Source organism: Rhizobium sp. LC145, assembly GCF_001005825.1.
In the GTDB taxonomy this organism is placed as follows: Bacteria; Pseudomonadota; Alphaproteobacteria; order Rhizobiales; family Rhizobiaceae; genus Neorhizobium.
Window position 1 is genome coordinate 416,849 of the sequence record NZ_LBHV01000002.1, and the last position, 23,735, is coordinate 440,583.

At 60.1% G+C, this 23,735-nt stretch carries 24 protein-coding genes; 17 read left to right on the forward strand and 7 right to left on the reverse strand.

Features of this window, described 5'->3' with window-relative positions; genetic code table 11:
- Positions 1 to 71 precede the first annotated feature (71 nt).
- The 13 genes from YH62_RS06680 to YH62_RS06740 all read left to right on the forward strand — a co-directional run bounded on the left by YH62_RS06680 (position 72) and on the right by YH62_RS06740 (position 12,701).
- Complete coding sequence (locus YH62_RS06680) at positions 72 to 1,106, forward strand: Gfo/Idh/MocA family oxidoreductase (protein WP_082118266.1); 1,035 nt, start codon at positions 72 to 74, stop codon at positions 1,104 to 1,106.
- A gap of 7 nt (positions 1,107 to 1,113) precedes the next feature.
- The gene (locus YH62_RS06685; protein ID WP_046793392.1) at positions 1,114 to 2,016 is read left to right on the forward strand and encodes a sugar phosphate isomerase/epimerase; all 903 of its coding nucleotides are present in this window, start codon (positions 1,114 to 1,116) and stop codon (positions 2,014 to 2,016) included.
- 62 nt (positions 2,017 to 2,078) lie between these two features.
- The gene (locus YH62_RS06690) at positions 2,079 to 3,311 is read left to right on the forward strand and encodes a sugar ABC transporter substrate-binding protein (protein WP_046793393.1); all 1,233 of its coding nucleotides are present in this window, start codon (positions 2,079 to 2,081) and stop codon (positions 3,309 to 3,311) included.
- Positions 3,312 to 3,385: 74 nt separating this feature from the next.
- On the forward strand, positions 3,386 to 4,288 hold the full coding sequence (locus YH62_RS06695) for a sugar ABC transporter permease (protein WP_046793394.1): 903 nt from the start codon (positions 3,386 to 3,388) through the stop codon (positions 4,286 to 4,288).
- Complete coding sequence (locus tag YH62_RS06700; RefSeq protein WP_046793395.1) at positions 4,285 to 5,112, forward strand: carbohydrate ABC transporter permease; 828 nt, start codon at positions 4,285 to 4,287, stop codon at positions 5,110 to 5,112. The genes YH62_RS06695 and YH62_RS06700 overlap by 4 nt, the downstream gene beginning before the upstream one ends.
- Positions 5,109 to 6,179 (forward strand): ABC transporter ATP-binding protein, encoded by a 1,071-nt coding sequence (locus tag YH62_RS06705; protein WP_046793396.1) that lies wholly within the window; start codon positions 5,109 to 5,111, stop codon positions 6,177 to 6,179. The genes YH62_RS06700 and YH62_RS06705 overlap by 4 nt, the downstream gene beginning before the upstream one ends.
- Positions 6,180 to 6,297: 118 nt before the next feature.
- Positions 6,298 to 7,188 (forward strand): LysR family transcriptional regulator, encoded by an 891-nt coding sequence (locus YH62_RS06710; protein ID WP_046793397.1) that lies wholly within the window; start codon positions 6,298 to 6,300, stop codon positions 7,186 to 7,188.
- Positions 7,189 to 7,308: 120 nt separating this feature from the next.
- Positions 7,309 to 8,112: a carbon-nitrogen hydrolase family protein gene (locus tag YH62_RS06715; protein ID WP_082118267.1), complete on the forward strand. Its 804-nt coding sequence runs from the start codon at positions 7,309 to 7,311 to the stop codon at positions 8,110 to 8,112.
- Between the two features lie 14 nt (positions 8,113 to 8,126).
- Complete coding sequence (locus YH62_RS06720; protein WP_046793399.1) at positions 8,127 to 8,798, forward strand: RraA family protein; 672 nt, start codon at positions 8,127 to 8,129, stop codon at positions 8,796 to 8,798.
- A gap of 40 nt (positions 8,799 to 8,838) precedes the next feature.
- Complete coding sequence (locus tag YH62_RS06725; protein ID WP_046793400.1) at positions 8,839 to 9,876, forward strand: ABC transporter substrate-binding protein; 1,038 nt, start codon at positions 8,839 to 8,841, stop codon at positions 9,874 to 9,876.
- Positions 9,877 to 9,905: 29 nt separating this feature from the next.
- Positions 9,906 to 11,024 (forward strand): ABC transporter ATP-binding protein, encoded by a 1,119-nt coding sequence (locus YH62_RS06730; protein WP_046793401.1) that lies wholly within the window; start codon positions 9,906 to 9,908, stop codon positions 11,022 to 11,024.
- Positions 11,021 to 11,902: an ABC transporter permease gene (locus YH62_RS06735; protein ID WP_046793402.1), complete on the forward strand. Its 882-nt coding sequence runs from the start codon at positions 11,021 to 11,023 to the stop codon at positions 11,900 to 11,902. Before YH62_RS06730 ends, YH62_RS06735 begins: the two co-directional genes overlap by 4 nt.
- 4 nt (positions 11,903 to 11,906) lie before the next feature.
- On the forward strand, positions 11,907 to 12,701 hold the full coding sequence (locus YH62_RS06740) for an ABC transporter permease (RefSeq protein ID WP_046793403.1): 795 nt from the start codon (positions 11,907 to 11,909) through the stop codon (positions 12,699 to 12,701).
- 48 nt (positions 12,702 to 12,749) lie between these two features.
- Here YH62_RS06740 and YH62_RS06745 read toward each other — a convergent pair whose 3' ends face one another.
- The 4 genes from YH62_RS06745 to hutI are packed head-to-tail and all read right to left on the reverse strand — an operon-like array spanning position 12,750 to position 17,814.
- The gene (locus YH62_RS06745) at positions 12,750 to 13,328 is read right to left on the reverse strand and encodes a HutD family protein (protein ID WP_046793404.1); all 579 of its coding nucleotides are present in this window, start codon (positions 13,326 to 13,328) and stop codon (positions 12,750 to 12,752) included.
- Positions 13,329 to 13,332: 4 nt separating this feature from the next.
- The gene (gene hutU / locus YH62_RS06750; protein ID WP_046793405.1) at positions 13,333 to 15,018 is read right to left on the reverse strand and encodes a urocanate hydratase; all 1,686 of its coding nucleotides are present in this window, start codon (positions 15,016 to 15,018) and stop codon (positions 13,333 to 13,335) included.
- 1 nt (position 15,019) lies between these two features.
- A complete protein-coding gene (hutH, locus tag YH62_RS06755) occupies positions 15,020 to 16,555 on the reverse strand; it encodes a histidine ammonia-lyase (protein ID WP_046793406.1) in 1,536 nt (511 codons plus the stop codon).
- A complete protein-coding gene (gene hutI, locus YH62_RS06760) occupies positions 16,552 to 17,814 on the reverse strand; it encodes an imidazolonepropionase (protein ID WP_046793407.1) in 1,263 nt (420 codons plus the stop codon). The genes hutH and hutI overlap by 4 nt, the downstream gene beginning before the upstream one ends.
- Before the next feature lie 97 nt (positions 17,815 to 17,911).
- On the opposite strand from hutI, the gene YH62_RS06765 reads away from it, so the two are divergent.
- From YH62_RS06765 to acpP, 4 genes are all read left to right on the forward strand, one after another.
- Positions 17,912 to 19,255, forward strand: a complete 1,344-nt coding sequence (locus tag YH62_RS06765; RefSeq protein WP_046793408.1) for a formimidoylglutamate deiminase — start codon at positions 17,912 to 17,914, stop codon at positions 19,253 to 19,255.
- Positions 19,252 to 19,977 (forward strand): histidine utilization repressor, encoded by a 726-nt coding sequence (hutC, locus tag YH62_RS06770; protein ID WP_046793409.1) that lies wholly within the window; start codon positions 19,252 to 19,254, stop codon positions 19,975 to 19,977. The genes YH62_RS06765 and hutC overlap by 4 nt, the downstream gene beginning before the upstream one ends.
- 167 nt (positions 19,978 to 20,144) lie before the next feature.
- Positions 20,145 to 20,888, forward strand: a complete 744-nt coding sequence (locus YH62_RS06775; protein ID WP_046793410.1) for a YoaK family protein — start codon at positions 20,145 to 20,147, stop codon at positions 20,886 to 20,888.
- Between the two features lie 120 nt (positions 20,889 to 21,008).
- On the forward strand, positions 21,009 to 21,284 hold the full coding sequence (acpP, locus tag YH62_RS06780) for an acyl carrier protein (protein WP_046793411.1): 276 nt from the start codon (positions 21,009 to 21,011) through the stop codon (positions 21,282 to 21,284).
- Positions 21,285 to 21,510: 226 nt separating this feature from the next.
- On the opposite strand, the gene YH62_RS06785 is transcribed toward acpP, so the two are convergent.
- The 3 genes from YH62_RS06785 to YH62_RS06795 all read right to left on the reverse strand — a co-directional run bounded on the left by YH62_RS06785 (position 21,511) and on the right by YH62_RS06795 (position 23,633).
- Positions 21,511 to 22,242 (reverse strand): alpha/beta fold hydrolase, encoded by a 732-nt coding sequence (locus tag YH62_RS06785; RefSeq protein WP_046793412.1) that lies wholly within the window; start codon positions 22,240 to 22,242, stop codon positions 21,511 to 21,513.
- Between the two features lie 223 nt (positions 22,243 to 22,465).
- A complete protein-coding gene (locus YH62_RS06790; protein ID WP_046793413.1) occupies positions 22,466 to 22,762 on the reverse strand; it encodes a hypothetical protein in 297 nt (98 codons plus the stop codon).
- Positions 22,763 to 22,982: 220 nt separating this feature from the next.
- Positions 22,983 to 23,633 (reverse strand): GntR family transcriptional regulator, encoded by a 651-nt coding sequence (locus YH62_RS06795; protein ID WP_245282063.1) that lies wholly within the window; start codon positions 23,631 to 23,633, stop codon positions 22,983 to 22,985.
- Positions 23,634 to 23,735: the final 102 nt, after the last annotated feature.

Below are 23,735 nucleotides of genomic sequence, written 5' to 3' on the forward strand. Positions count from 1 at the left end.
CACGCATAGTATCGTAAACGTTTACGGAAGCCAATCGAGGAGTTGACGGCGACCGTTTCAGGAGGATTTCAGTGACGTACAAGGCAGTCTTGTGCGGGTGCGGTGCAATGGCCAAGGGGTGGCTGAAGGCGCTCGCATCCAGCCCCGGTCTCAAGGACAAAGTGAAGGTCGTCGGCCTCGTGGATATCAACTGCGAGACGGCCGAGGCGCGAGCAGCGGAATTCTCCCTGACGGATGCGGTTATCGGAACGGATCTGGGCGAGGTGCTCGACGCAACGGGCGCCGATATCCTGTTCGACATCGTCGTACCGCCCGCACGCCGCACGGTCGTTGCCGCCGGCCTTTCCCGCGGCTGCCACGTGCTCAGCGAAAAACCAATGGCGACGTCGTTGGATGAAGCCCGCCAGTTGAGGGAGCTTGCCGATAAGGCAGGGCGGCTGCACGCGATCGTGCAAAACCGTCGCTATATCGCCGGTGTACGTCGCATCCGCCGACTGATCGAAAGCGGCGCCCTGGGCCAGCTCACCGGGCTTCATTGTGATTTCTTCTTAGGCCCGCACTTCGGCGGCTTCCGCGAGGAAATGGACAATGTCCTGCTTCTCGACATGGCAATCCACACATTCGATGCGGCCCGTTTCATGTCGGCTAAGGAGCCGCTTGCCGTCTATTGCCATGAAACCAATCCGCCCGGTTCCTGGTATCGCCATGGCGCGGCGGCAAGTGCGATCTTCGAACTCTCCGACGACGTCGTCTTCACCTATCGCGGCTCTTGGTGTGCGGAAGGAGCCGCCACGAGCTGGGAGAGCGCCTGGCGGCTCACGGGCACGAGGGGCTCGCTCCTCTGGGACGGCGCCGATCGGTTCGAGGCCAATGTCGTGGCAGGCGAAGAGGGCTTTTTTCGCCCCGTCGAGCCGATTGCCGTGCCCGAACCCGAACATGCCGAAGATACGCACGGCCATGCCAGCGTGATCGAGAGTTTCATTGCGGCGATCGAGACGGGGCAACGGCCCGAAACCGACGGCAGCGACAATATCAAGAGCCTTGCAATGGTCTTCGGCGCAATCGAGAGCGCCCGAGATCGCAAGCGCGTCACCATAGCAGCGTGAGGAAACAATGACCGATCCCGCCAAGTCCATCCGCATCGGCACCATGGTGAGCGCCACCAAGGGCGACGCCGCCCGGCGCATCGGACAGATCGCCGATATGGGTTTCGAGAGCTTCGAGCCTTTCTTCTGGCAGACCACCAACGGACAGGACCTCGCCGAACTCGGCAAGCGCTGCGTCGATGCGATCGGCGACCGCGACATCACCATCTCGACGATCGGCATGTTCGGCAATCCGCTGGAAGAGCAGGAACTGGACCTTCAGACGCTGCAGGGCTGGAAAGACTGCATCGACAATGCCCATCACTTCGGCGCCACCTGCGTGGCGGGGTTCACCGGCCGTGTCCGTAACAGGCCGCTGCCGGAAAGCCTGCCGCGCTACGGCCAGGTCTGGCGCGAGCTTGCCAAGCGCGCCGCCGACAAGGGAGTGAAGATCGCCTTCGAGAATTGCGCCATGGACGGCAACTGGACGACCGGCGACTGGAACATCGCCCACAATCCGGATGCCTGGGAGCTGATTTTCAACGAGACGCCGGACGACCATATCGGGCTCGAATGGGAGCCATGCCATCAGATGGTCTACCTGATCGATCCGCTACCGCAGATCCGCAAATGGGCTTCCAAAATCTTCCACGTACACGGCAAGGACGCGACGATCCGCTGGGATGTCATCCGCGAGCACGGCATTTTCGGTAAGGAAAAATTCGTCTTCATGCGTACGCCCGGCTTCGGCGACACGAACTGGACGGACGTCATCTCGGAACTGCGTCTCGCCGGTTGGTCCGGCTCCATCGACATCGAGGGCTGGCATGACCCGGTCTATCGCGACGCGCTGGAGATGACCGGCCAGGTCCACGGCCTGAACTACTTGAAAGGATGCCGGGGAGGCGATTTCGTCACCGATCCGGTGTGAGTGAGGCATGCGGCCCGGCACGGAGGATGCAGGTCCGACAGGATAACCGACAGGAGGAGACTATGGGTATCCGCAAATACGCAATGCTTGGCGCTCTGGCGCTCGCAACCGTCTCGAGCTTCTGCATTCCCGCACAGGCTGAGGACGTGACGATCACCGTCTGGTCGCTCGATCGCGACATCCAGCCGGCCCCGAACCTCATCGCCGACTACAACAAGCTCAATACGGGCATCAAGGTCGAATACCGGCAGATCCAGTTCGACGACGTGGTGAGCGAAGCCATGCGCGCATTTTCGACAGGGCAGGCGCCGGACATCATCGCCGTCGACAATCCCGAGCATGCGCTTTTCGCCTCACGCAATGCCTTTCTCGACCTGACCGACATGATCGCCAAGTCCGAGGTGGTCAAGACCGCGAACTATTTCCCCGGTCCGCTTGCCTCCACCATGTGGGACGGCAAGAATTACGGCATCCCGAAAGCCACGAACACGATCGCGCTCTACTACAACAAGGACATGTTCAAGGCGAAGGGTCTCGACCCGGAAAAGCCGCCGCAAACCTGGACCGAACTGGTGGATGCCGCGCGCAAGCTGACCGACCCGGCAGCGAACGTCTATGGGCTTACCTTCTCCGCCAAGGCCAATGAGGAGGGGACCTTCCAGTTCTTGCCCTGGGCGCAGATGGCCGGTGCGAGCTACGAGAACATCAACGCGGAAGGCGCGGTCAAGGCGCTCGACACGTGGAAGACGATCCTCGAGGAAAAGCTCGCCTCTCCCGATACGCTGACCCGCAGCCAATGGGATTCGACCGGCACCTTCAATTCCGGCAATGCCGCCATGGCGATTTCGGGCCCTTGGGAGCTCGATCGCATGACGGAAGAAGCGAAGTTCGACTGGGGCGTGACGCTGCTGCCGGTCCCGGAGCAGGGTGCCGAACGCTCCTCCGCCATGGGGGACTTCAACTGGGCGATCTTCGCCAATACCGATCACCCGGAGGAATCCTTCAAGGTGCTCGAATATTTTGTCTCGCAGGATAACCGAATGTTCAAGGACTTCGGCCAGCTTCCGGCCCGCTCGGACATATCGATCCCTGAAACGGGCGAGCCCAAGAAGGACGCCGCGCTGAAGGTCTTCGTCGAGCAGCTTAAATATGCGAAGCCCCGCGGCCCGCATCCGGAATGGCCGAAGATCTCCAAGGCGATCCAGGATGCCATCCAGGCGTCGCTCACCGGGCAGATGACCTCACAAGAGGCGCTCGATCAGGCGGCCGCGAAGATCAAGGCCGTGCTCGACTGAACGCAGGCTCCAACAGTTCCTCCCGGCGGGGCTGGCATGGCGCAGCCTGCCGGCCCTGACCGGAGGAGGGGATCATGAAAAGAATTCTTTCGAGCATCACCGATGGCAGAGGGTTCGACATCGCGCTTGTCGCCTTGCCGCTTGCCTTCCTGCTCCTGCTTTCGGGCCTGCCGCTCCTCTACAACGTGCTGATGAGTTTCCAGGAAGTGGACATGTTCTCGCTCGGCACGCTCTGGCGGCCCTTTGTCGGCTTCGAGAACTACAGGGAACTCTTCGAACAGCCGGAAACGCTGCCGATCCTTGGCAATACCGCGATCTTCGTGACCGCCTCGATCGCCGGCCAGTTCCTGATCGGCTTCGGGCTGGCGCTTTTCTTCTGGACTAATTTTCCGGGAGCCTCCTGGTTGCGCGGCCTCTTTCTTGTTTCCTGGGTCATGCCGGGTCTCGTCGTCGGCGCGATCTGGAACTGGATTCTCTCCGGCGACTTCGGTGTTCTCAATTTCCTTCTGCGCGAAAGCGGGCTCATCAGCGGTAACATCTTCTGGCGCTCGGACCCCAATTATTCGCTGTGGGCCGTTGTCATGGCCAATGTCTGGCTCGGCACCTCGTTCAACATGATCCTGTTGTCGGTGGGTTTGTCCGCCATCCCGGGTGATCTCTACGAGGCGGCTGAACTCGACGGCGCCAATGCCTGGCAACGCTTCTGGACCATCACCCTGCCGATGATGCGCTCCTCGATCGGCGCTCTGATCGCGCTCGGCCTTATCTTCACGCTGCAGCAATTCGATCTCTTCGCGGCCATCACCTCCGGCGGCCCGAACAATTCATCCAATGTCACGCAATACTGGGCTTGGGATATGTCGTTCAGACAGTACGATTTCGCCAAGGGCGCGACGATTTCCGTCATCATGATCGTCTTCGTCATGCTGGCATCCATCGTCTACGTGCGTTCCACCCGGCATGAGGTGCGCGGATGAGCGATACCTTCCGCGAAAGATCGATGCTCGTCATCGCGCTGGTACTGGCAGCGATCTACCTCTTCCCGCTTTATTGGATGTATATCACGGCGCTCAAATCCGGTTCGGCGATGTTCGCAACCCCGCCGGCCTTCTGGCCCAGCGATCCGCAATGGCAGATCTACGGCCAGGTATGGGAAAGCCGGAATATGGGCCGCTACGTCTGGAATTCCGTGGTGATCGCACTGGGCTCCGTCGCCGTCATCACCGTGCTGGGCGTCGGATGCGCCTATGTGCTCGCCCGCTACCGGAATGTCTGGGTCGATATCGGGCTCTTCCTGATCCTCATGCTGCAAGTCCTGCCGGCTTCCCTGATGATCACGCCGATCTTCGTCGGCTTCTCTCAGGTCGGGCTGCTCGAATATCCGCGGCTCGCCGTTATCCTGGCGATCGCCGCAAAAAGCATGCCCTTCTTCGTCGTGCTGGTGCGCGCGACATTCATGAGCGTGCCGCAGGAACTGGAAGAAGCCGCACTGGTCGACGGCAATTCCCGGATCGGCGCCTTCTTCAGCATCGTGCTGCCGCTCGCCCGCAACGGCATTCTCGTCAGCGCCATCCTGATCTTCATGCAGGCCTTCGGCGAGTTCGTCTATTCGAAATCCATGATCCAGGCGATCGAACTGCAGCCGGCAAGCGTCGGGCTCAATAGTTTCATGGGGCCGAACACCAATGAGTGGAACAATATCATGGCTTACGCCACCATCTATGTGACGCCCATTCTTGCCATCTTCGTTCTTCTGCAGCGCCGTATCGTCTCCGGCCTCACATCGGGAGCCCTCAAATGACCCCCCAGATCGAGTTTTCCGGCGTCAACAAATATTACGGCGCCTACCATGCGCTCAAGAATGTCGAGCTTTCGATCAAGAAAGGCAGCTTCACGGCACTCGTTGGCCCTTCGGGCTGCGGTAAGTCCACCTTGCTGCGCTCGCTTGCGGGTCTCGAGAGCATTTCTTCCGGAACCTTGAAGATCGCCGGCGACGTGATGAACAAGGTGCCGCCACGCAAGCGCGACGTCGCCATGGTGTTCCAGTCCTATGCCCTTTATCCGCATATGACGGTTGAGCAGAACCTGACCTATAGCCTACGCATCCGCGGCACACCGAAAGCCGAGGCGAAGAAGGCGGCGGAAGAGGTTGCGGCGACGACCGGCCTTTCCCATCTGCTTGGCCGCTATCCGCGCGAGCTTTCCGGCGGCCAACGGCAACGCGTCGCCATGAGCCGGGCCATCATCCGCCACCCCAAGGCGTTCCTGTTCGACGAGCCGCTATCCAATCTCGACGCGGCGCTCAGGGTCCATATGCGCAAGGAGATCCGGGCCCTGCATGACCGGCTCGGCGCCACGTCCGTCTATGTGACGCACGACCAGATCGAGGCGATGACCATGGCCGATCACGTCGTGGTCATGCGCGCCGGCGTGATCGAGCAGCAGGGAAAGCCGCTCGATCTCTACGACCGCCCGGTCAATAAATTCGTGGCCGGCTTCATCGGCTCGCCTGCGATGAACTTCCTGCCGGCGATCGGCAGCGACGATGGCCGCTCACTTGTCGTCGATGTCGGCGCGCCGCAGTCGATACCGATTTCGATTAATGTCGAGCCCGGTCGCAAGGTCATCGCGGGTATTCGTCCCGAACATATCAGCGTCGTGGCAGCCGACAGCGGGCTTATGCGCGTTCCCGTCGCAGTCGTGGAATCCACCGGTTCGATGAGCTACATCACCACCGCGACAAAACCGGAGCTTGCGATCGTCGAGACCGGCCGCACCGACGTTTCCGGGGGCGACCTCATCGGCCTGTCGTTTGCTCCGCAATCCGTCCATGTCTTCGATGCGGAAACCGAAGAACGCATCGGATAACGAAAGAGACACCGACACCTCAATTCACGAACTCCAGCACTTGTGCATGCGCAGCTATTGGTAGGAGAGTACGGGGTACCTCGACCAACTCTCTCTTCCAGCTGCAGTGGGGTTCACCATGAATCTTCGATTCATAGAGACGTTTCTCTGGATCGTACGGCTCGGCAGCTTCAGCGCCGCCGCGGAGAAACTGAACGCCACCCAGGCTTCGATATCGAATCGCATCGCCACATTGGAGCGGGAACTCGGAGTGCAGCTTTTCGACCGCGAGAGCCGCAATGTGACGCTTACTTCCATCGGCCGGGCTGCGGTACCGAAGGCCGAGGAGATCATCCGCGCGGCCAACGAGTTCCGCGAGGCAATCGCCTCTCCGACGACCCTCAAAGGAACGGTCAGTATAGGCACGATCGATTCCATCGTGCATTCCTTCCTGCCCCATCTCTTCGAACGGGTTCAGGAGCGCTATCCCGGTATCGCCATCGACCTCAACGTCGATACGAGCCTCAATGTCGCACGGGAAATTACCGACCAAAAGATCGATCTCGCCCTTATCATGGGGCCGGTTCAGGACCCGGCGCTCATAAACCTCGAACTGGGCACATATCGCTGCGTCTGGGTCGCCAATCCCAAATATGGGCTGCACGGCCGCCGATTGAGCTTCGAGGATCTCTGCGGATATCCGATTTTCGCCTTTTCGAAGGGAAGTGCGCCGCATCATGGATTGCTCAAGCAGTTCCGTGACGAGGGGCTCGATCCGCCGACGATCTCCAACTCGAATTCGCTCGCAACCATCATGCGGCTCGCCAGCGATGGTCTCGGCATCGCCCCTTTGCCGCGCGTCATTCTGGATGAGCATCTTGCTTCGGGGAAACTGGTGCAGCTCGACGTTTTTCCGGCATTCAAGCCGCTGACCTTCCACGCGGTCTATCCGGATCACCCCGACAATCTCCTGCCTTCGATCATCGCTGCCATGGCGGCGGAGGTTTCGCTTTCCATGGCGGATGTATGAACGCGGGGATGTTCGGGCAGGAGACGCATAAGAAAATTCTATGGGAACGGGTAAGTTTTTCCCGTTTGTCCTGATGGGTGATTTCGCCCACCATTCCTTCGTCCAACTGGAGGTGCGAAGGTGAAAGTAAGCCTGGTACAAATGAATTCGCAGGCCGATAAGGCGAAGAATATCCGTGATGCCATCGACTTGATCGAAAACTGTATTGCCCGGGACAGTCCGGATCTTGTCGTCCTGCCCGAATATTACGCCTTCCTCGGTGAAGGTAAGGAAAACATCTATGCAGCCGGGGAGAATTTTCCTGACGGCGAAGCCTATCGTGCCATGTCCGAACTGGCGGCCAGGCATAAGGTCACGATCCATGCCGGCAGCGTCGTGGAAAAGGATGGCAACAATCATTTCAACACGACCGTCGTCTTCGGGCCGGAAGGCCAGGAACTGGCGAAGTACCGGAAGATCCACCTGTTCGATGTCGACACGCCCGGCGGCACAGTCTACCGCGAGTCCGACACGATCAGCCGCGGACAGGATGTCGTGACGTACAAAGTGGCCGGCAAGACCGTCGGCTGCGCGATCTGCTATGACATACGCTTTCCCGAGCTGTTCCGCGCACTTCGCGACGAGGGAGCGGAGGTGATCGTGCTTCCCGCAGCCTTCACGCTGATGACGGGCAAGGATCACTGGGAGGTGCTGGCCCGGGCACGCGCGATCGAGACGCAGACCTATTTCCTTGCGGTCGGTCAGGCGCTCTCCCATTCCGATGGGAAGAAGTGGTGCTGGGGGCATTCGATGGTGATCGACCCCTGGGGGCATATCGTGGCCCAGTGCTCGGACGGTGTCGGGACGACGAGCGCCCGGCTCGATCTCGATTATGTGGAAAAAGTTCGCGGCGACGTACCGGTCGCGCAGCACCACGTTCTGTGATGGAGGCGATACGGATGTTCGAAGTCAATCCCATGCCTGCCCAACTCGATCCTCATCTGATCGGGTTGCTCGAAAAAGTGGAAGTCGCCACCATCGGCCATTTTCTGCACTCCGGCTTCATGGACCGCGAACTGCGCGCCGTGCTTCCGGAAAAGCGTGTCGCCGGGACGGCGGTCACCGTTCGCCTTCCGCACGCGGATTCCACCATTCTCCATTACCTGACGAAGATCGTCAGGCCCGGCGACTTCGTCGTCGTCGAGCGCTGTGGCGACGATCGCCATGCCTGCTGGGGAGGTGTGGTCACCCATGCCATGAAGATTGCCGGCATTGCGGGCGCTGCAATCGATGGGCCGGCCACCGATTTTTCCGAAATTCGGAAGGTCGAGATGCCGATGTGGTGCCGCGGTCCTTCGCCCATCACGACCAAGATCCTCGGGCTCGAAGGCGCCATCAATGTGCCGGTGACGGTGGGCGGCCAGGTGATCAAGCCCGGAGATGCCATCCTTGCCGATGAAAGCGGCGTCGTTGTTCTAGCGCCATCCTCCGCCAAGGCGGCTGCCGAAAAAGCGATCGGCATGCAGGAAAACGAAATCAAGCTCCTGGAACGGCTCCGCAACGGAGAATTCCTGCCGGATATTTCCGGGGCAACCAAAATCGTGGAGGACGAAAGCCGCCGCGTCGCCTGACAACTGTCTTTCTCAACGTCAAAAAAGAGGGAACGAGAAGATGTTAGCCAGACTTTCAATCGCCGTGTCGATCCTTGCTCTCGGAGCCGCAACTGGGGCGGCTGCCGAGACGGTCACAATCACAGCCTATAGCGGGATATTTCAGGATCACTACACGAAGGCCGTCGTAGAGCCCTTCATGAAGAAAAATCCCGACATCAAGGTCGAATTCTACGGCCTGCCGAACTCCGCACAGATGCTCGGAACCCTTCGCGCCCAGAAGGACAGTCCACAGATCGACGTCGCGATCCTCGACATCTCGGTGGCAAAGGCCGGAGCCGACGAAGGGCTCTTCGAAAAGGTCGACGAGAGCGTCAGCGCCAATGTGAAGGATCTTTATCCCAATGCATTCGCCGAAGGTGTCGCGGGCGTAGCCGTCACCTTCGACAATCTCGTACTGATCTACAATACCGACCAGATCAAGAAGGCGCCGACGTCCTGGAACGCGCTATGGGATCAGAATTACGCGGGCAAGCTGGTCATCCCGGCCGTTCCCGACATCCAGGGAACGACGCTGACGATCATCGCCAACAGGCTCGCCGGCGGCGGCGATTACAAAGAGAACGTCGATGCGGGCATCGAGAAACTCGGTGAACTCGCGCCCGGTGTGCAAACCTGGGAGCCCAAGCCGGACGTGTATACGCCGATCGCGAACGGCCAAGCGGCTATCGGCATCGGCTGGAACGCACGCGCGCAGATCTATTCCGGCACCTCCGGCGGCAAGATGGCGGTGGTTCTGCCCGAGGAAGGCAGCGGTTTCCAGATCAACACGATCAACCTCGTGAAGAATGCTCCGGCAGGCGATGCGGCGAAGAAGTTCATCGATTATGCGCTGAGCCCGGAAGCGCAAGCCGCCTTCACCGCCGAGATGTTCTATGCCCCCACCAACAGCAAGGCGCAGGTCTCTGGCGAAGCGCTGCAGCGGACGGCGGCGGGCCAGATGGACAAGATGATCGATATTGATTGGCTCGCGGTCGCGAAAATCCGCGACTCCATAACGGAGAAATGGCGCCGACAAGTCATCCCGCTCAGCCGCTGATCCGCGGTCAGCCAAGATTGGAGGCGCTTATGATGCATCAGAACATAGCCCGGGACGGCAAGCTGGCATCGACCGATGCCCATCTTTCGCTGGAGGGCGTCTGCAAGAGCTATGGGAATTTCACGGCCGTTTCGAAACTGGACCTCGGGGTTCGCAAGGGAGAGCTCATCGCTCTCCTGGGCCCCTCCGGCTGCGGAAAGACCACGACGCTCCGTATGATCGCCGGCCTTATACAGCCGAGCGGAGGCCGTATCGCAGTGGCGGGCAGGGAGGTGACCTTCGCGCCGCCCTATGCCCGCGACATGGGGTTGGTCTTTCAAAGTTATGCGCTCTTTCCGCATATGACGGTCGCTCGCAATGTCGCCTTCGGGCTCGAAATGCGCAAGCTTGCACGGTCCGAGATCGCCGCGAGGGTCGAGAAGGCGCTGGACATGGTCCAGCTTCGGCATCTGGCCGAGCGCAAGCCGCGCGAACTTTCCGGCGGTCAGCAGCAGCGCGTGGCGCTCGCACGGGCTCTGGTGATCGAGCCGTCGATCCTGCTGCTCGACGAGCCGCTTTCCAATCTCGACGCGAAGCTGCGCGACGAGATGCGAACCCAGATCCGCGATATCCAGCAGGAGCTCGGCATCACCACGGTCTTCGTCACACATGACCAGGTGGAGGCGCTCAGCATGTGCGACCGAGTGGTCGTCATGCGCGGCGGCGCCGTGGAGCAGGTCGGCACTCCCCATGAGATCTATGAGGAGCCCGCCACCTCTTTCGTGGCATCCTTCGTCGGACGCACGAACCGCCTCAAGGGGATACGCGAAGGCAAGGGAGCGGTCAGGCTCGGTCCCGAGCTCGTCAGGATCTCCTCCTACGTTGCGGATGGAGAGATCGAATTGATGATCCGGCCGCATCGCATCTCGATCGCGTGGCATGAGGGTCAGCCTGTCGGAAACGCAGCCGATGGCGAAAACCGCCTGACCGCATCGCTTGCCCGCATCACCTTCATCGGCGATCTCGTGCAGTACCACTTCCATTCGGCCGGCGGAGAAATCATCGTCGAGCAGGCGACCGCCAGGGACACCTCGCAGCGCCGGGTGGGTGACATGGCGACGCTGAGCTGGCGTGTGGAAGACACGTTCGCCTTCGGAGCGGAACGATGACGGCTGGCACCGCAACCTTTCTCGAACCCGCGAAACGTCGCGGAACCGGCAATGTCGCCGTTGCGCTCCTGCTTCCGATCGCGCTTGTCAACGCGGTCGGCTTCATCTGGCCCATCCTCAATCTTGCCGGTCTTTCGATTCGGGAAGCGCTTCCCGGTGGGGGCATCGGCGAGAACTTCACCGCCGCCAACTGGTCGGGATTGCTGGGAGACGGCTTCTATATAGATCTCATCGTCAATTCGCTCGTCGTCAGCCTGACCATCACGCTGCTGACGCTGCTGGTGAGCTATCCGATCGCGCTTTACCTGCATCGCGCCACCGGCGCGTGGAAGAGCTTTCTGACGGTGCTCGTCATCTCACCACTTCTGACGTCTGCGGTGGTGCGCACCTATGGCTGGATCGCCCTTCTTTCCGATACTGGCCCGGTGGTGAAGGCCATGACTGCGCTTGGAATTCCGGCGCCGCGCCTGATGTTCAACACCACCGGCGTGGTGATCGGCCTCACGGAAATCCTCATGCCGTATATGATCCTCGCATTGATGGCCGGTTTCGGCCGGCTCGATCCGAGGGTGGAGGAGGCAGCGAGCACGCTTGGGGCGAGGCCCTTCGCGGTTTTCCGCCGCGTCGTGCTGCCCTTGACCGCGCCCGGCATCGCGCTCGGCTGCCTGCTTTGTTTCGTTCTGGCGGTGTCTTCCTTCATCACGCCGAAGCTGATGGGAGGGGGACGTGTCTTCCTGCTCGCAACGGAAATCTATGACCAGGCGATCGTGACGCTGAACTGGCCGCTGGCCGCGACGCTTTCCGTGCTCGTTCTTGTAATTTTCGGCGCGGCGCTGGTTCTCTATTCCCGCGCGATGCGGCTTCTGGAGCAAGGATAGGACCATGGAAAACCATCAGACATCCCTGCCGATGAAGATCGTGGTCGCCGTACTTTTCCTCTTTCTGCTGGCGCCCGTTCTTCTGGTCTTTCCAATTTCCTTCAGCGGCGAGCAAATCCTGTCCTTTCCGCCGGAAAGCTGGTCTTTCCGCTGGTATGCGGCGCTCGCGAACAACAGCCAAATGATGTCCGCTTTCACCACCAGTCTCGGGCTGGCGCTGGTCGTGACGGTATTGTCGCTGGCGATCGGCATTCCCGCGGCCTATGCCATTGTTCGCCTCAAGGTCGCCGGATCGCAGATCTGGTATAACCTCTTCACCGCGCCCCTGCTGCTGCCGACGATCGTCCTGGGTCTGGCTATCCTGATCATCTTCGCGTCCACCGGATTGCTCGGAACCTTCACGGGCCTCGTCATAGGCCACCTGGTCGTGACGCTGCCTTATGCGTTGCGGGTTCTGGCCGTCTCACTCGGAAATCTCGAATTGGCATGCGAGGAGGCGGCCTCGTCGCTCGGCGCAAAGCCGCTGACCGTGGTCCGTCGCGTGACACTGCCGATGATGGCGCCCGGCATTGTCGCAACCGCGGTGCTTGCCTTTCTCGTGTCGTTCGACGAAGTGGTGATCACCATGTTTCTGGCCGGTCCGCGACTGACGACCCTGCCGGTCGCCCTGTTCCATCATGTGGAGAGCCAGGCCGATCCTCTCGTTGCCAGCGTTTCGGTGCTCCTCGTCCTGCTGACGCTTGCCATCGTCCTTGTCGTCGACCGGACCCTGGGCCTGACACGGACTTTCGTGAAGTAGGGCTCCGTCATCGCTGCCATAGGCCGCGACATTGCGGCCGGCTCATGATCATTCAACCTGGATTGCCTGGAGTTCGACTAGAAAGGCCGCGACTTGACCGGATAGTGCCACTCGATCCCATTCATCGGGAGCAAGGATGAGGCAATCGAGGGCATCGAGCGTCAGTTCGCCGCCAGGTATGCTGACCTGCAGTTTCCCCTGATTACACAGTACGAATCTGATGTGAGGAGACGGGACAAGCACGCACGGGGTTTCGATCCGCTGGACATAATGGGTGTAGTGCCCGCGCCTCGTCATCACGTTGAGGTCGGTGATCGTACCATCAAGCAGTCGTGCGGATGTCGGTTTGTCGGCCGGAAAGGAACAGGGAGGGGAGTTTCGATCGAGTATGACCGGAACGCCGTTGTCGATCGACAGGATGAGCCCTGCGCCGGAAAGGATCGATAACGTCCGGTCAACGCCCGCAAAGCTGGAGAAAGGCCCATCGGCGGCGACTGTCGCGGTGCTTACGCGCCAGTCGAACTCCTCCAATCCGGCACCCGACGGGAAGACGGCGATTTCCACCGTCTCGCCGCCGCCATTCTTCCACGGCATGCGCGTGTAATCGGTCGCGCGCAAAACCCGCACGATCTCAGTTCCCGAGAATGCCGGGCAGTCGCAGCCTCTGCTCCTTGGCGCACTCTATAGCGATGTCGTAGCCGGCATCGGCATGGCGCATGACGCCGGTCGCCGGGTCGTTCCACAATACGCGCTCAAGGCGACGATCGGCGTCCTCGGTGCCGTCACAGCAGATCACCATGCCGGAATGCTGCGAATACCCCATACCGACGCCGCCGCCATGATGCAGCGAAACCCAGGTCGCGCCTGATGCCGTATTGAGAAGCGCGTTCAGCAGCGGCCAGTCGGAAACGGCGTCCGAACCATCTTTCATTGCTTCCGTTTCACGGTTCGGCGAGGCGACGGAACCGGAATCGAGATGGTCACGGCCGATGACGATCGGTGCTTTCAGCTCGCCGTTGCGGACCATTTCGTTGAAGGCCAGGCCAAGGCGGTGACGATCGCCGAGCCCCACCCAGCAGATGCGTGCCGGCAGGCCTTGGAAGGAGATGCGTTCTCTGGCCATGTCCAGCCAGTTATGCAGATGCGTGTTGTCCGGCAGCAATTCCTTCACCTTGGCGTCGGTCCGGTAGATATCCTCCGGATCACCGGAAAGCGCCGCCCAGCGGAAAGGGCCGATGCCGCGGCAGAAGAGCGGGCGTATATAGGCCGGAACGAAGCCGGGGAAGGCGAAGGCGTTTTCAAGACCTTCGTCCTTGGCGACCTGCCGGATGTTGTTGCCATAGTCGAGCGTCGGCACGCCCGCTTCCCAGAAAGCGACCATGGCCTCCACATGGGTTTTCATGGACGCGCGCGCGGCCGCCTCGACGGATTTCGGATCACTCTCACGTTTGGCTTTGGCCTCTGCAATCGTCCAGCCGATCGGCAGATAGCCGTTGCGCGGATCATGAGCGGAGGTCTGGTCGGTGACGATGTCGGGGCGCGGGCCGCCTGCCTTCATGTGCTTGACGAGTTCCGGGAAAATTTCGGCGGCGTTACCGAGCAGGCCGACGGATTTTGCTTCACCCGCCTTGGTCCATTGATCGATCATGGCGAGTGCTTCGTCCAGCGTCTTCGCCTTGGCATCGACATAACGGGTGCGCAGGCGGAAATCGATGCGGGTTTCGTCACATTCGACGGCAAGGCAGCAGGCGCCGGCCATGACGGCCGCGAGCGGCTGGGCCCCGCCCATGCCCCCAAGCCCGCCGGTCAGGATCCACTTGCCCTTGAGATTGCCGCCGTAGTGCTGGCGGCCGGCCTCCACGAAGGTCTCATAGGTGCCCTGCACGATGCCCTGGGTGCCTATATAAATCCACGAACCTGCGGTCATCTGCCCGTACATGGCGAGACCTCGTCTATCCAGCTCGTTGAAATGGTCCCACGTCGCCCAATGCGGCACCAGGTTGGAATTGGCGATCAGCACCCGCGGCGCATCCTTGTGGGTGCGGAAGACACCCACCGGCTTGCCCGATTGCACCAGCAGCGTCTCGTCCTCGCTAAGCGTCTTCAGCGTCGCGGCGATCCGGTCGAAATCCTCCCAGGTACGCGCGGCGCGGCCGATCCCGCCATAGACAACAAGCTCGTTCGGGTTTTCTGCCACGTCCGGATCGAGATTGTTCATCAGCATCCTGAGTGGCGCTTCCGTCGTCCAGCTCTTAGCGTTGAGTTCGGGACCGCGGGGAGCGCGGATTTCGCGGATGTTGTGGCGAGGATTGGTCATTTCAGATCTCCAACGCGGGAAGAATATCGGGCGAAACGGCAGAATGCAGGATGCCATCGGCGACCAGCCGTGCGGCAGTCTTGAGGTCACCTGCCATATAACGGTCCTCCTCCAACGCGGGAATTTCCGTCCTGAGGGCAGCAATGGCGCTGGTGAGTTGCGGGCTGGTCGTCAGCGGCGCGCGGAGATCGACGCCCTGCGCCGCTGCCAGCGCCTCGATTCCGATAATGCCAAAAAGATTTTCCGTCATCGCAAGCAGACGCCGGGCGCCATGGCATGCCATGGAGACGTGGTCTTCCTGGTTGGCCGAAGTGGGCGTCGAATCCACCGAAGCGGGATGCGACATCTGCTTGTTCTCGCTCATCAAGGCAGCGGATGTGACTTCGGCGATCATCATACCGGAATTCAGCCCCGGCTTCTTTGCAAGAAATGGCGGAAGCCCGTAGGAGAGAGCCGGATCGACGAGAAGCGCGATGCGGCGCTGCGCGATTGCTCCGATTTCGCAGACGGCAAGGGCGATCTGGTCGGCGGCAAAGGCCACCGGCTCTGCATGGAAATTGCCGCCCGAAACGACGGAATTGTCCGAGAGCACCAGCGGATTATCGGTGACCGCATTGGCTTCGATCTCCAGCGTGCGGCCGACGGAGCGCAGGAGGTCGAGACAGGCGCCGTCCACCTGCGGCTGGCAACGGATGCAATAGGGGTCCTGCACCCGCTCATCGCCCTGCAGATGGCTTTCTCGGATGACGGAGCCGGCGAGCAGCGCACGCAGAGCTGCCGCCGTATCGATCTGCCCTCGATGTCCGCGAAGCGTATGGATGTCCGGGTGGAACGGAGCGGACGAGCCCATGGCCGCATCGGTCGACATGGCGCCGGTGATGAGGGCGGCCTGGGCGGCGCGATGTGCGCGGAAGAGGCCTGCGAGCGCCAGCGCAGTCGAGACCTGGGTGCCGTTGATGAGGGCCAGGCCCTCCTTGGCGGCGAGCACGACAGGTTTCAAGCCGGCGCGCCGAAGAGCCTCGCCGCCGGAGAGCGTCTCGCCTGAGAAGCTGGCCTCCCCTTGGCCCATCATCACGGCTGCAAAGTGCGCGAGCGGTGCAAGGTCGCCCGAAGCACCGACCGATCCCTTTTCCGGAATGATGGGAATGACGCCTTGCTCCAGCATCGCCTCGATCAGTCTCACCAGTTCCAGCCGCACGCCGGAGGCGCCACGGCCGAGCGAGATGAGTTTCAGCGCCATGATGAGGCGCACGACGTTTTCCGGAAGCGGCGCTCCCACGCCGCAGCAATGGGAGAGGATGAGATTGCGCTGGAGCGTGGCCACGTCCGCGGCATCGATCTTGATGGAGGCGAGTTTGCCGAAGCCGGTATTGATGCCGTAGATCGGCTCGTTACCGGCAGCGATCTCGGCGATCCTCGCGGCACCCTTTTCGATCGCCGCATCGAAGGTCGGATCGAGTCGAGCTGAACCACTGTTCCAATAGATATCCGCAAGCGTGGCGAGTTTCACGGCGCCGGGAGAAAGAACAAAGCTCATGCGGAAATCCTTTCGCCCTTGAAGACGCGCGCGGCGAGCGGGTTGAAGCCGAGCCGATAGACAAGTTCCGCCGGCCGCTCGATATCCCAGATGGCGAAATCGGCCGATTTTCCGATTTCCAGCGTGCCTGTTTCGGAAAGCAGGCCGAGCGCTCGCGCCGCTTCGCGCGTCACACCCGCTAGGCATTCTTCCACGGTGAGACCGAACAGCGTCGCCCCCATGTTCATCGTCAGCAGAAGGGAAGTCAGAGGGGAGGTGCCGGGGTTGCTGTCGGTGGCAAGCGCGATATGGACACCTGCCTCCCTTAACGCCTTCACCGGGGGCGCCTGCTTCTCTCTCAACGTATAAAACGCCCCCGGCAGCAGCACGGCGACCGTGCCAGCGGCAGCCATGGCCCTCGCATTCTCGGCTGTGAGATATTCGAGATGATCGGCCGAAAGCGCGCCATAGGAGGCCGCAAGCTTTGCTCCGCCGAGATCGGAGAGCTGCTCGGCATGCAGTTTGACGGGCAGGCTCAACTCTTTGGCCTTATCGAAGACGCGGGCGATTTCGGCAGGGGAAAAAGCGATCCCTTCGCAGAAGCCGTCGACGGCATCGACAAGCCCTTCCGCATGTGCCGCCTCAAGTCCCGGCAATACCACTTCCGTTAAGTAGTCGCCATTGCGTCCTTTATACTTCGGAGGCGTGGCGTGCGCGGCAAGCCAGCTCGCCACCACGCGGACGGGCCTGACCTCGCCAAGCTTGCGGGCGGCGCGCAGCATCTTGAGCTCGCCCTCGATGTTCAGCGCATAGCCTGATTTGATTTCAATGGTGGAGACGCCTTCAGCCAGCAGAGTATCCAGTCGTGGAAGCGCCTGCTGCACCAATTCGTCTTCGGAAAGAGCGTTGGTTGCCTTGACGGAGGAGATGATGCCGCCGCCGGCACGGGCGATTTCCTCGTAAGTCGCGCCGGCGAGCCGCATTTCGAATTCCATTGCCCGGTCACCGCCGAAGACGAGATGCGTATGGCAGTCGACAAGGGCAGGGGTGATCCAGCGGCCGCCACAATCCATGGCCTCCGCATCAGCGGCGAATTCTCCAGGCAGATCGGCTTCGGTTCCGACATAGGCGAGCCTGCCATCGCTCACCGCGATCGCTCCGGCTTCGATGACGCCGAAGCCTTTGGAATTTGGCGTAAGTGTCGCAATCCGCGCGTTCCGCCAAAGGCGGGAGGAACCTCCCGTACCGGATGCGGCTTTCACAAAATCGTCCCCATACATCAGCTTTTCGCCTTTCTTTATGTGTCAACATGTATATACATAATGGACAAAGTGACAAGCCGGAATTTTCGGCTCCGACGGCAAAGGAAAGAGAAGCATGGTCACGCTTCATGCAGATAGGGCGCTCTTGCCGGAAGGCTGGCGGAAAAACGTCCGGCTGACGATCGAAGAGACCCGCCTCTCCAGTGTGGAGGCCGATGTCGAGGCGGAGGCGGCCGACGAGCGTCATGAGCTGCTCTTACCCGCGATGCCGAACCTCCATAGCCATGCCTTCCAGCGCGCAATGGCCGGTCTCACCGAGAAGCGCGGCCCCGGCGAGGACAGTTTCTGGAGCTGGCGGACGCTGATGTACAAGTTCGCGCTCTCCATGACGCCGGATCAGATGGAGGTGGTGGCCACCCAGCTATACATGGAGATGCTGGAGGCCGGTCTCAGCCGCGTGGGCGAGTTCCATTACCTGCATCATGACAAGGATGGCAGACACTACGCCAATATTGCGGAAATGGCCGAGCGGATTGCTTCTGCAAGTGCCGAAGCCGGCATTGCGCTCACCTTGCTGCCGGTCTTCTACGCCCATTCGGGTTTCGGCGGCGCAGAGCCGATCGAGGGGCAGCGGCGCTTCATTCACTCGCCCGAGGCGTTCGCGGCGCTCATGGAGCTTTGCGAAAAGCTCACCGCAGTTCTTCCCGGAGCGCGGCTTGGCGTTGCTCCTCATAGCCTGCGAGCTGTAACGCCGGAGGAGCTCGCAAGCATCGTGCGGATGACTGATGGGCCGGTTCATATCCATGTGGCGGAACAGGTCAGGGAGGTTGAAGACTGCCTGGCCTGGTCGGACGCAAGGCCGGTCGAATGGCTGCTGGCCAACATGCCGGTGAACGAGCGCTGGTGCCTGATCCATGCAACGCACATGAGCGAACAGGAAACACGAGGGGTGGCCAAAAGCGGCGCGATCGCCGGCCTTTGCCCGATCACCGAGGCCAATCTGGGCGATGGGATGTTCAACGGCGCGGCTTTCCTCGGCGAAAGCGGGCGGTTCGGCATCGGATCGGATTCAAATGTCTTGATCTCGGTGCCGGGCGAGCTGCGGCAGCTCGAATATTCGCAGCGTCTGGCCTCAAGGGCGCGCAATGTGATGGCTCGGCCGGAGGGTTCGACCGGTGCGCTGTTGTTCGAACAGGCGCTCCTTGGCGGCAGTCTCGCTCTCGGTGCGCCGGCCGGTTTGGCGGAGGGTAATTTTGCCGACATCGTATCGCTCGATCTCGGGGAAGTTCCCTATCTCTCTCCGGCCCAGATCCTCGATCACTGGATATTTGCGGGTGGGGTTGCGGTCGACTGTGTGTGGGCGCTCGGTCGCAAGCAGGTGGAGAACGGCCGGCATATCCGCCGCGACGCGATCAGCCGGCGGTTCCGTGCCACGATGAAGGAACTTCTCTCGCTATGACAACGGCGAAGGAAGCGACGCTTCATCAACGAATCCTGAGCGATCTTGAAGGCAAGATCGTCTCCGGGGAGTGGCCCCCGGGCCATCGCCTGCCGTTCGAGGTGGATCTCGCCGCGCAACACGGCTGCTCTCGCATGACGGCGAACAAGGTGCTGACGCAGCTTGCCAGGAGCGGCCTTATCGAACGCCGCAGGAAATCCGGCAGCTTTGTCGCCCAGCCTGCGGCGCAAGCTGCCGTGCTCGAGATTCATGACATCGAGACCGAGGTGCGGTCGCTTCGGCTTGCCTATTCCTTCAGGCTGGCAAGCCGGATGGTGCGGAATGCAGGGCCGGCGGACCGGATACATCTGGACCTGCCAGAAAGCAGGCCCTTGCTCGATCTGACCTGCATCCACAATGCCGGCGACCGCCCGTTCTGCCTTGAGCAGAGGCTCATCAATCTGTCTGCCGTGCCGGAAGCGGATGGCGAGGATTTCTCAAGGGTGGCGCCCGGCGCCTGGCTGATCAGCCGTGTGCCCTGGAGTGCCGCCGAACATCGCATTTCATCCGTTTCGGCCGGGGCAGATGCTGCTGCGGCGCTTGAGATCCCCCGCCATACTGCCTGCCTTATCATCGAACGACGCACCTGGAGCAGCAGCGGTCCAGTCACCTTCGTGCGCTTCACCTATCCCGGTGACCGGCACATGCTGATTGCTCGCTTTACTCCCGGTGGGGAGAACTAGGTCGTGAACTACATCTCGCGGATAGGCAGATGCTTGTGGCGGGCGTCCCAGGATTGGCATGGTTTAATCTTGGGGATTAAGAATTACGCTACTTATACATTGCAGCGTCTCCAGCCCCGATGCACTATGCATTTAGGCGGCTTTGACTTGGTGGTGACTGAACGAAAATGCTCGTACACGAAGGTGATACGCGAACGGCATCCGTAGACCTGCTGCTCGCTGCCATACTGGCGTTTGTCGCCGGCGGAGTGAATAGCGCAGGATACATGGTCTACGGATACTTCTCGGCGAATATGACCGGGAACGTCTCCATTGCCTCCGAGCTGTTGTCCGTATGGCAGCTTAACGCCGCGTTTGCGTTTTTGACTGTTGTAGCGATGTTCATATTTGGAGCTTTCCTGGCTTCCCTTTTTATCGAGATCGGAAAAGGTAGAAAGCTCACCAACATCTATGCGCTCACGTTGGTGGCAGAGGCGGCCGTGTTGATGGCAGTAGGACTTGTCTTGGTACTTAAGGCGCAACCACCGAATGGCATTCTCGTCGTCGGTCTACTCAGTCTGACAATGGGCATTCAGAATGCCGCCTCAACCAGGATTTCCGGTAGCAGGGTTCGTACCACTCATGTTTCCGGGATTGCTACCGACATCGGCGTTGGACTTGCTATGTTATCGGGGAGCAAAGCCGATCCGGCAAAAGCAGATATGATTCGGCGCCTGAAGCTTCATCTCGCGACGATAATCTTCTTCGCCTTGGGAGGGGTTATCGGGGTTCTCAGCTACGAAAGCCTGCGCGGCTCGGCATTTTGTGTATTCGCCGCAATCCTTCTGTCCCTAAGCGCGCGCTATCTAAGAAAGCCTCCTACTCGAGAGCGGCCGGGTGCGAAAAAGTCACCACGCGCGACGATGGGCTGACGATGACTGCTCTCTCGAGGTGGTACGCCCGGTACTTATAATTGCCGCTATCACTCGGAATAATCTTGATCAGCACCGATCAAGAGATAGGTGCGCGCTCCTTCAACTGAGAGGGCCACAATGGCGGATACAGACACTACGACGGCTAGCCGGATCAGAAACATCATCGCCGAACAGCTCGGGGTCAGTTCCGATGAGATAACCGATAGCGCGCGTTTGACCGACGACCTGGGTGCTGATTCATTAGAGATCGCTCAGATCGTTATTCTAATCGAGGAAGAGTTCGGAATCGACGTTCAAAATGATGTCGCGGAAAATCTGGTTACAGTGGCTGACGCGATCGATTTTGTAAAAGCAGTCGTGAAGGAACAAGGCGCCTCAGCAAAGCCTGCGTAACCTCGCAACAAAAAAGGCCGGGGCGAAACCGCACCGACCTTCCTCATCATCGCTATCTTTCCTGCCAGTACATCCGTGGTCAAAAGTCGAAGCGACGACGGCAATTGCGAGCGGCGATTTCATTCAGCGCTCATCAGCAATGCCGATGAGTGCAATATAGGATGCAATTGCGTCTTAAACAAGTCGAGGACAATTATATGGCTACAGCGGAAGCGCAATCCTCACGCTATTGAGGCGCCTCCTCAAGACGCTGCTTCAGCAGCCAATCCCATAGTTCAGCATCATTCAAGGTCGCCCACTCGACGCCCGAATGATCGACACCTTCCAGCACGGTCAGTCGAGCGTTGCGTTTCAGAGTCTTAAGTCGCTCATAAAGCACAACCGAATCCGATAACGGGATTACATCATCATCTGAGCCATGAAACACCCAGAACGCAGCTTTCTCGTTCGTTCTATTCAGATAGTGCCGATTGCCGCCGCCAGCGATCGGCACGATAGCGGCGAATTTGTCCGGAAACTGTTCAGCCAAGGCCCAGGCGCCGAAGCCCCCCCGGCTAAAACCGACGACATAGATGCGTGAACGGTCAACGCGATATTTCGAAATTACTTCCTCAAGAGCAGAGTCCACTTTCTCGATTGGATAAAGCAGCTCTTCGCTCGGGTTTTGAGGAGAAAAGACGAGAAATGGAAATTGCTTTCCGTCTTCGATCAGCTTTGGAATGCCGCTCGATTTGACTTTTTCAATATCACTTCCACCCTGATCCCCTCCGTGGAGCCATATGACGAGAGGATAAGATTCCGTGGACGCCTCGTATCCATCCGGCGTGTACAAAAGATACTTGAGATCATTCTTGACGCTCGCACTCGATGTGAGCGCGACCTGTCCGGCATTTGCAGCGCCAAGATTGAACAACCCAAGCGAAACCATTGCAACCAAAGGCAAAATCGTACGCAACATTACACCACCTCCTCTGAAACGTTCGGAGGATAAGTTGGCACATGGCCTGATTCCGGACAATTGCTTCCCGCCGTTCATGATCACCGCGTCCGGTCCTGCCTGGTGCGCCGACAACGAACCGCCGTTCGGAAGCATTCCTCCTTCCAGATTGCGACCTTGAAATTCCGATTAGCGGGGCATTGAATTCCAATCGGCCGAGATTCGAGAAAGCTCAATGCTTTGCCTAGGCATCCGCCTCACGGGCAGTAAGAACCTGCACCACCTGACGGCAGTTCTCGTTGCTCTGCGGCAGCAGTGTAACTGGATCGACCAGACCGGCCGCAACACCCAGGCCATTTGCCGCCGCCCATCCCCAGTTCTCCTGCGCACGCTGGAGCAAGTTCGGTCCTTCAGACGTTATGCAGGCCCTACCAGCCGCAACAATCTCCGCAGATGGGACGCCCTGAAGACGTTCAGAAATCTCAGCCTGAAGCGGCGTTACAACGAAGATGGCGAAAAGGTAGCTGATGAACTCTGACAAAGCGGTCTCCTGAGATTTTGCAGGAGATAGGTATACTCCGCGAGCCGCACCAGTGTGACACCCCGATTTTCAGCCCTATGCCGCCTCCGTTTTTGCCTCGCGTTGCCGGCGGCGCTCGTTCTGCACCTCGCCTCCAGGGAGATCTCTCGTCAAACCGGCAAGTAGAAGGTCTTGCGTCATCGGGGAGCCAAGCTTCGATGTTGGATTTCTTAAACTTGACTTATGGAGCGGTCAGCCGCGCCAGGCGCATTCGCTCTATGATGTGGCGGCCTGACCCCTCGACATGACGCCCGATCATGCGGGCAGCGCCATCCGCGTCCTGTGCCTTGATGCAGGCGAGTAATTCGCGGTGTTCGTCCAGCACGTTCGACTGCCGGCTCAACGACGTTGGAAAACGGCGGCTGATCGCCCACAGGATGTGACGATGCCGCATCCATAGATCCACTGCATGCCGGTTGTAATGGCGGTCGTACATCAGTTTGTGGAACCGCAGATCCAGATTGGAGTGCTTCATTTCATCCGCGAAATTGAGCCCTTCGATCTCCGCCTGAATGCTTTCCAGCTCCTCGATGTCCTCCTTGGTGACGATCCCGACGAACCAGCGGGTCAGCGCCGGCTCGATCAAAACTTCGATCTCGCAGATATCGCGCACGAACTCCTCATCGATCGGCCGAACCCGCGCGCCACGGTTCGGCGTCATGATGACGAAGCCTTCGCCGCGAAGCTGCTGCAGCGCCTCTCTGACCGGGTTGGTGGACGTGCCCATGCGGCTTGCCAAATCAGCCACTTTCAGCCGTTCATTGGCCTTGACCCGCCCGTGGATGATGTCGTCGCGCAGCCGCTCGTAGATGGAGGAACCGCCGTCCTCCATGGAATCATCGCCCTCGGAGCTCGCGTCGCGAATGTTGGTGATCGTGCTCATGTGCTTGCTTTTAATGCACTTTCTTCTCGGTTGCAAAGAGTGAAATAGTTC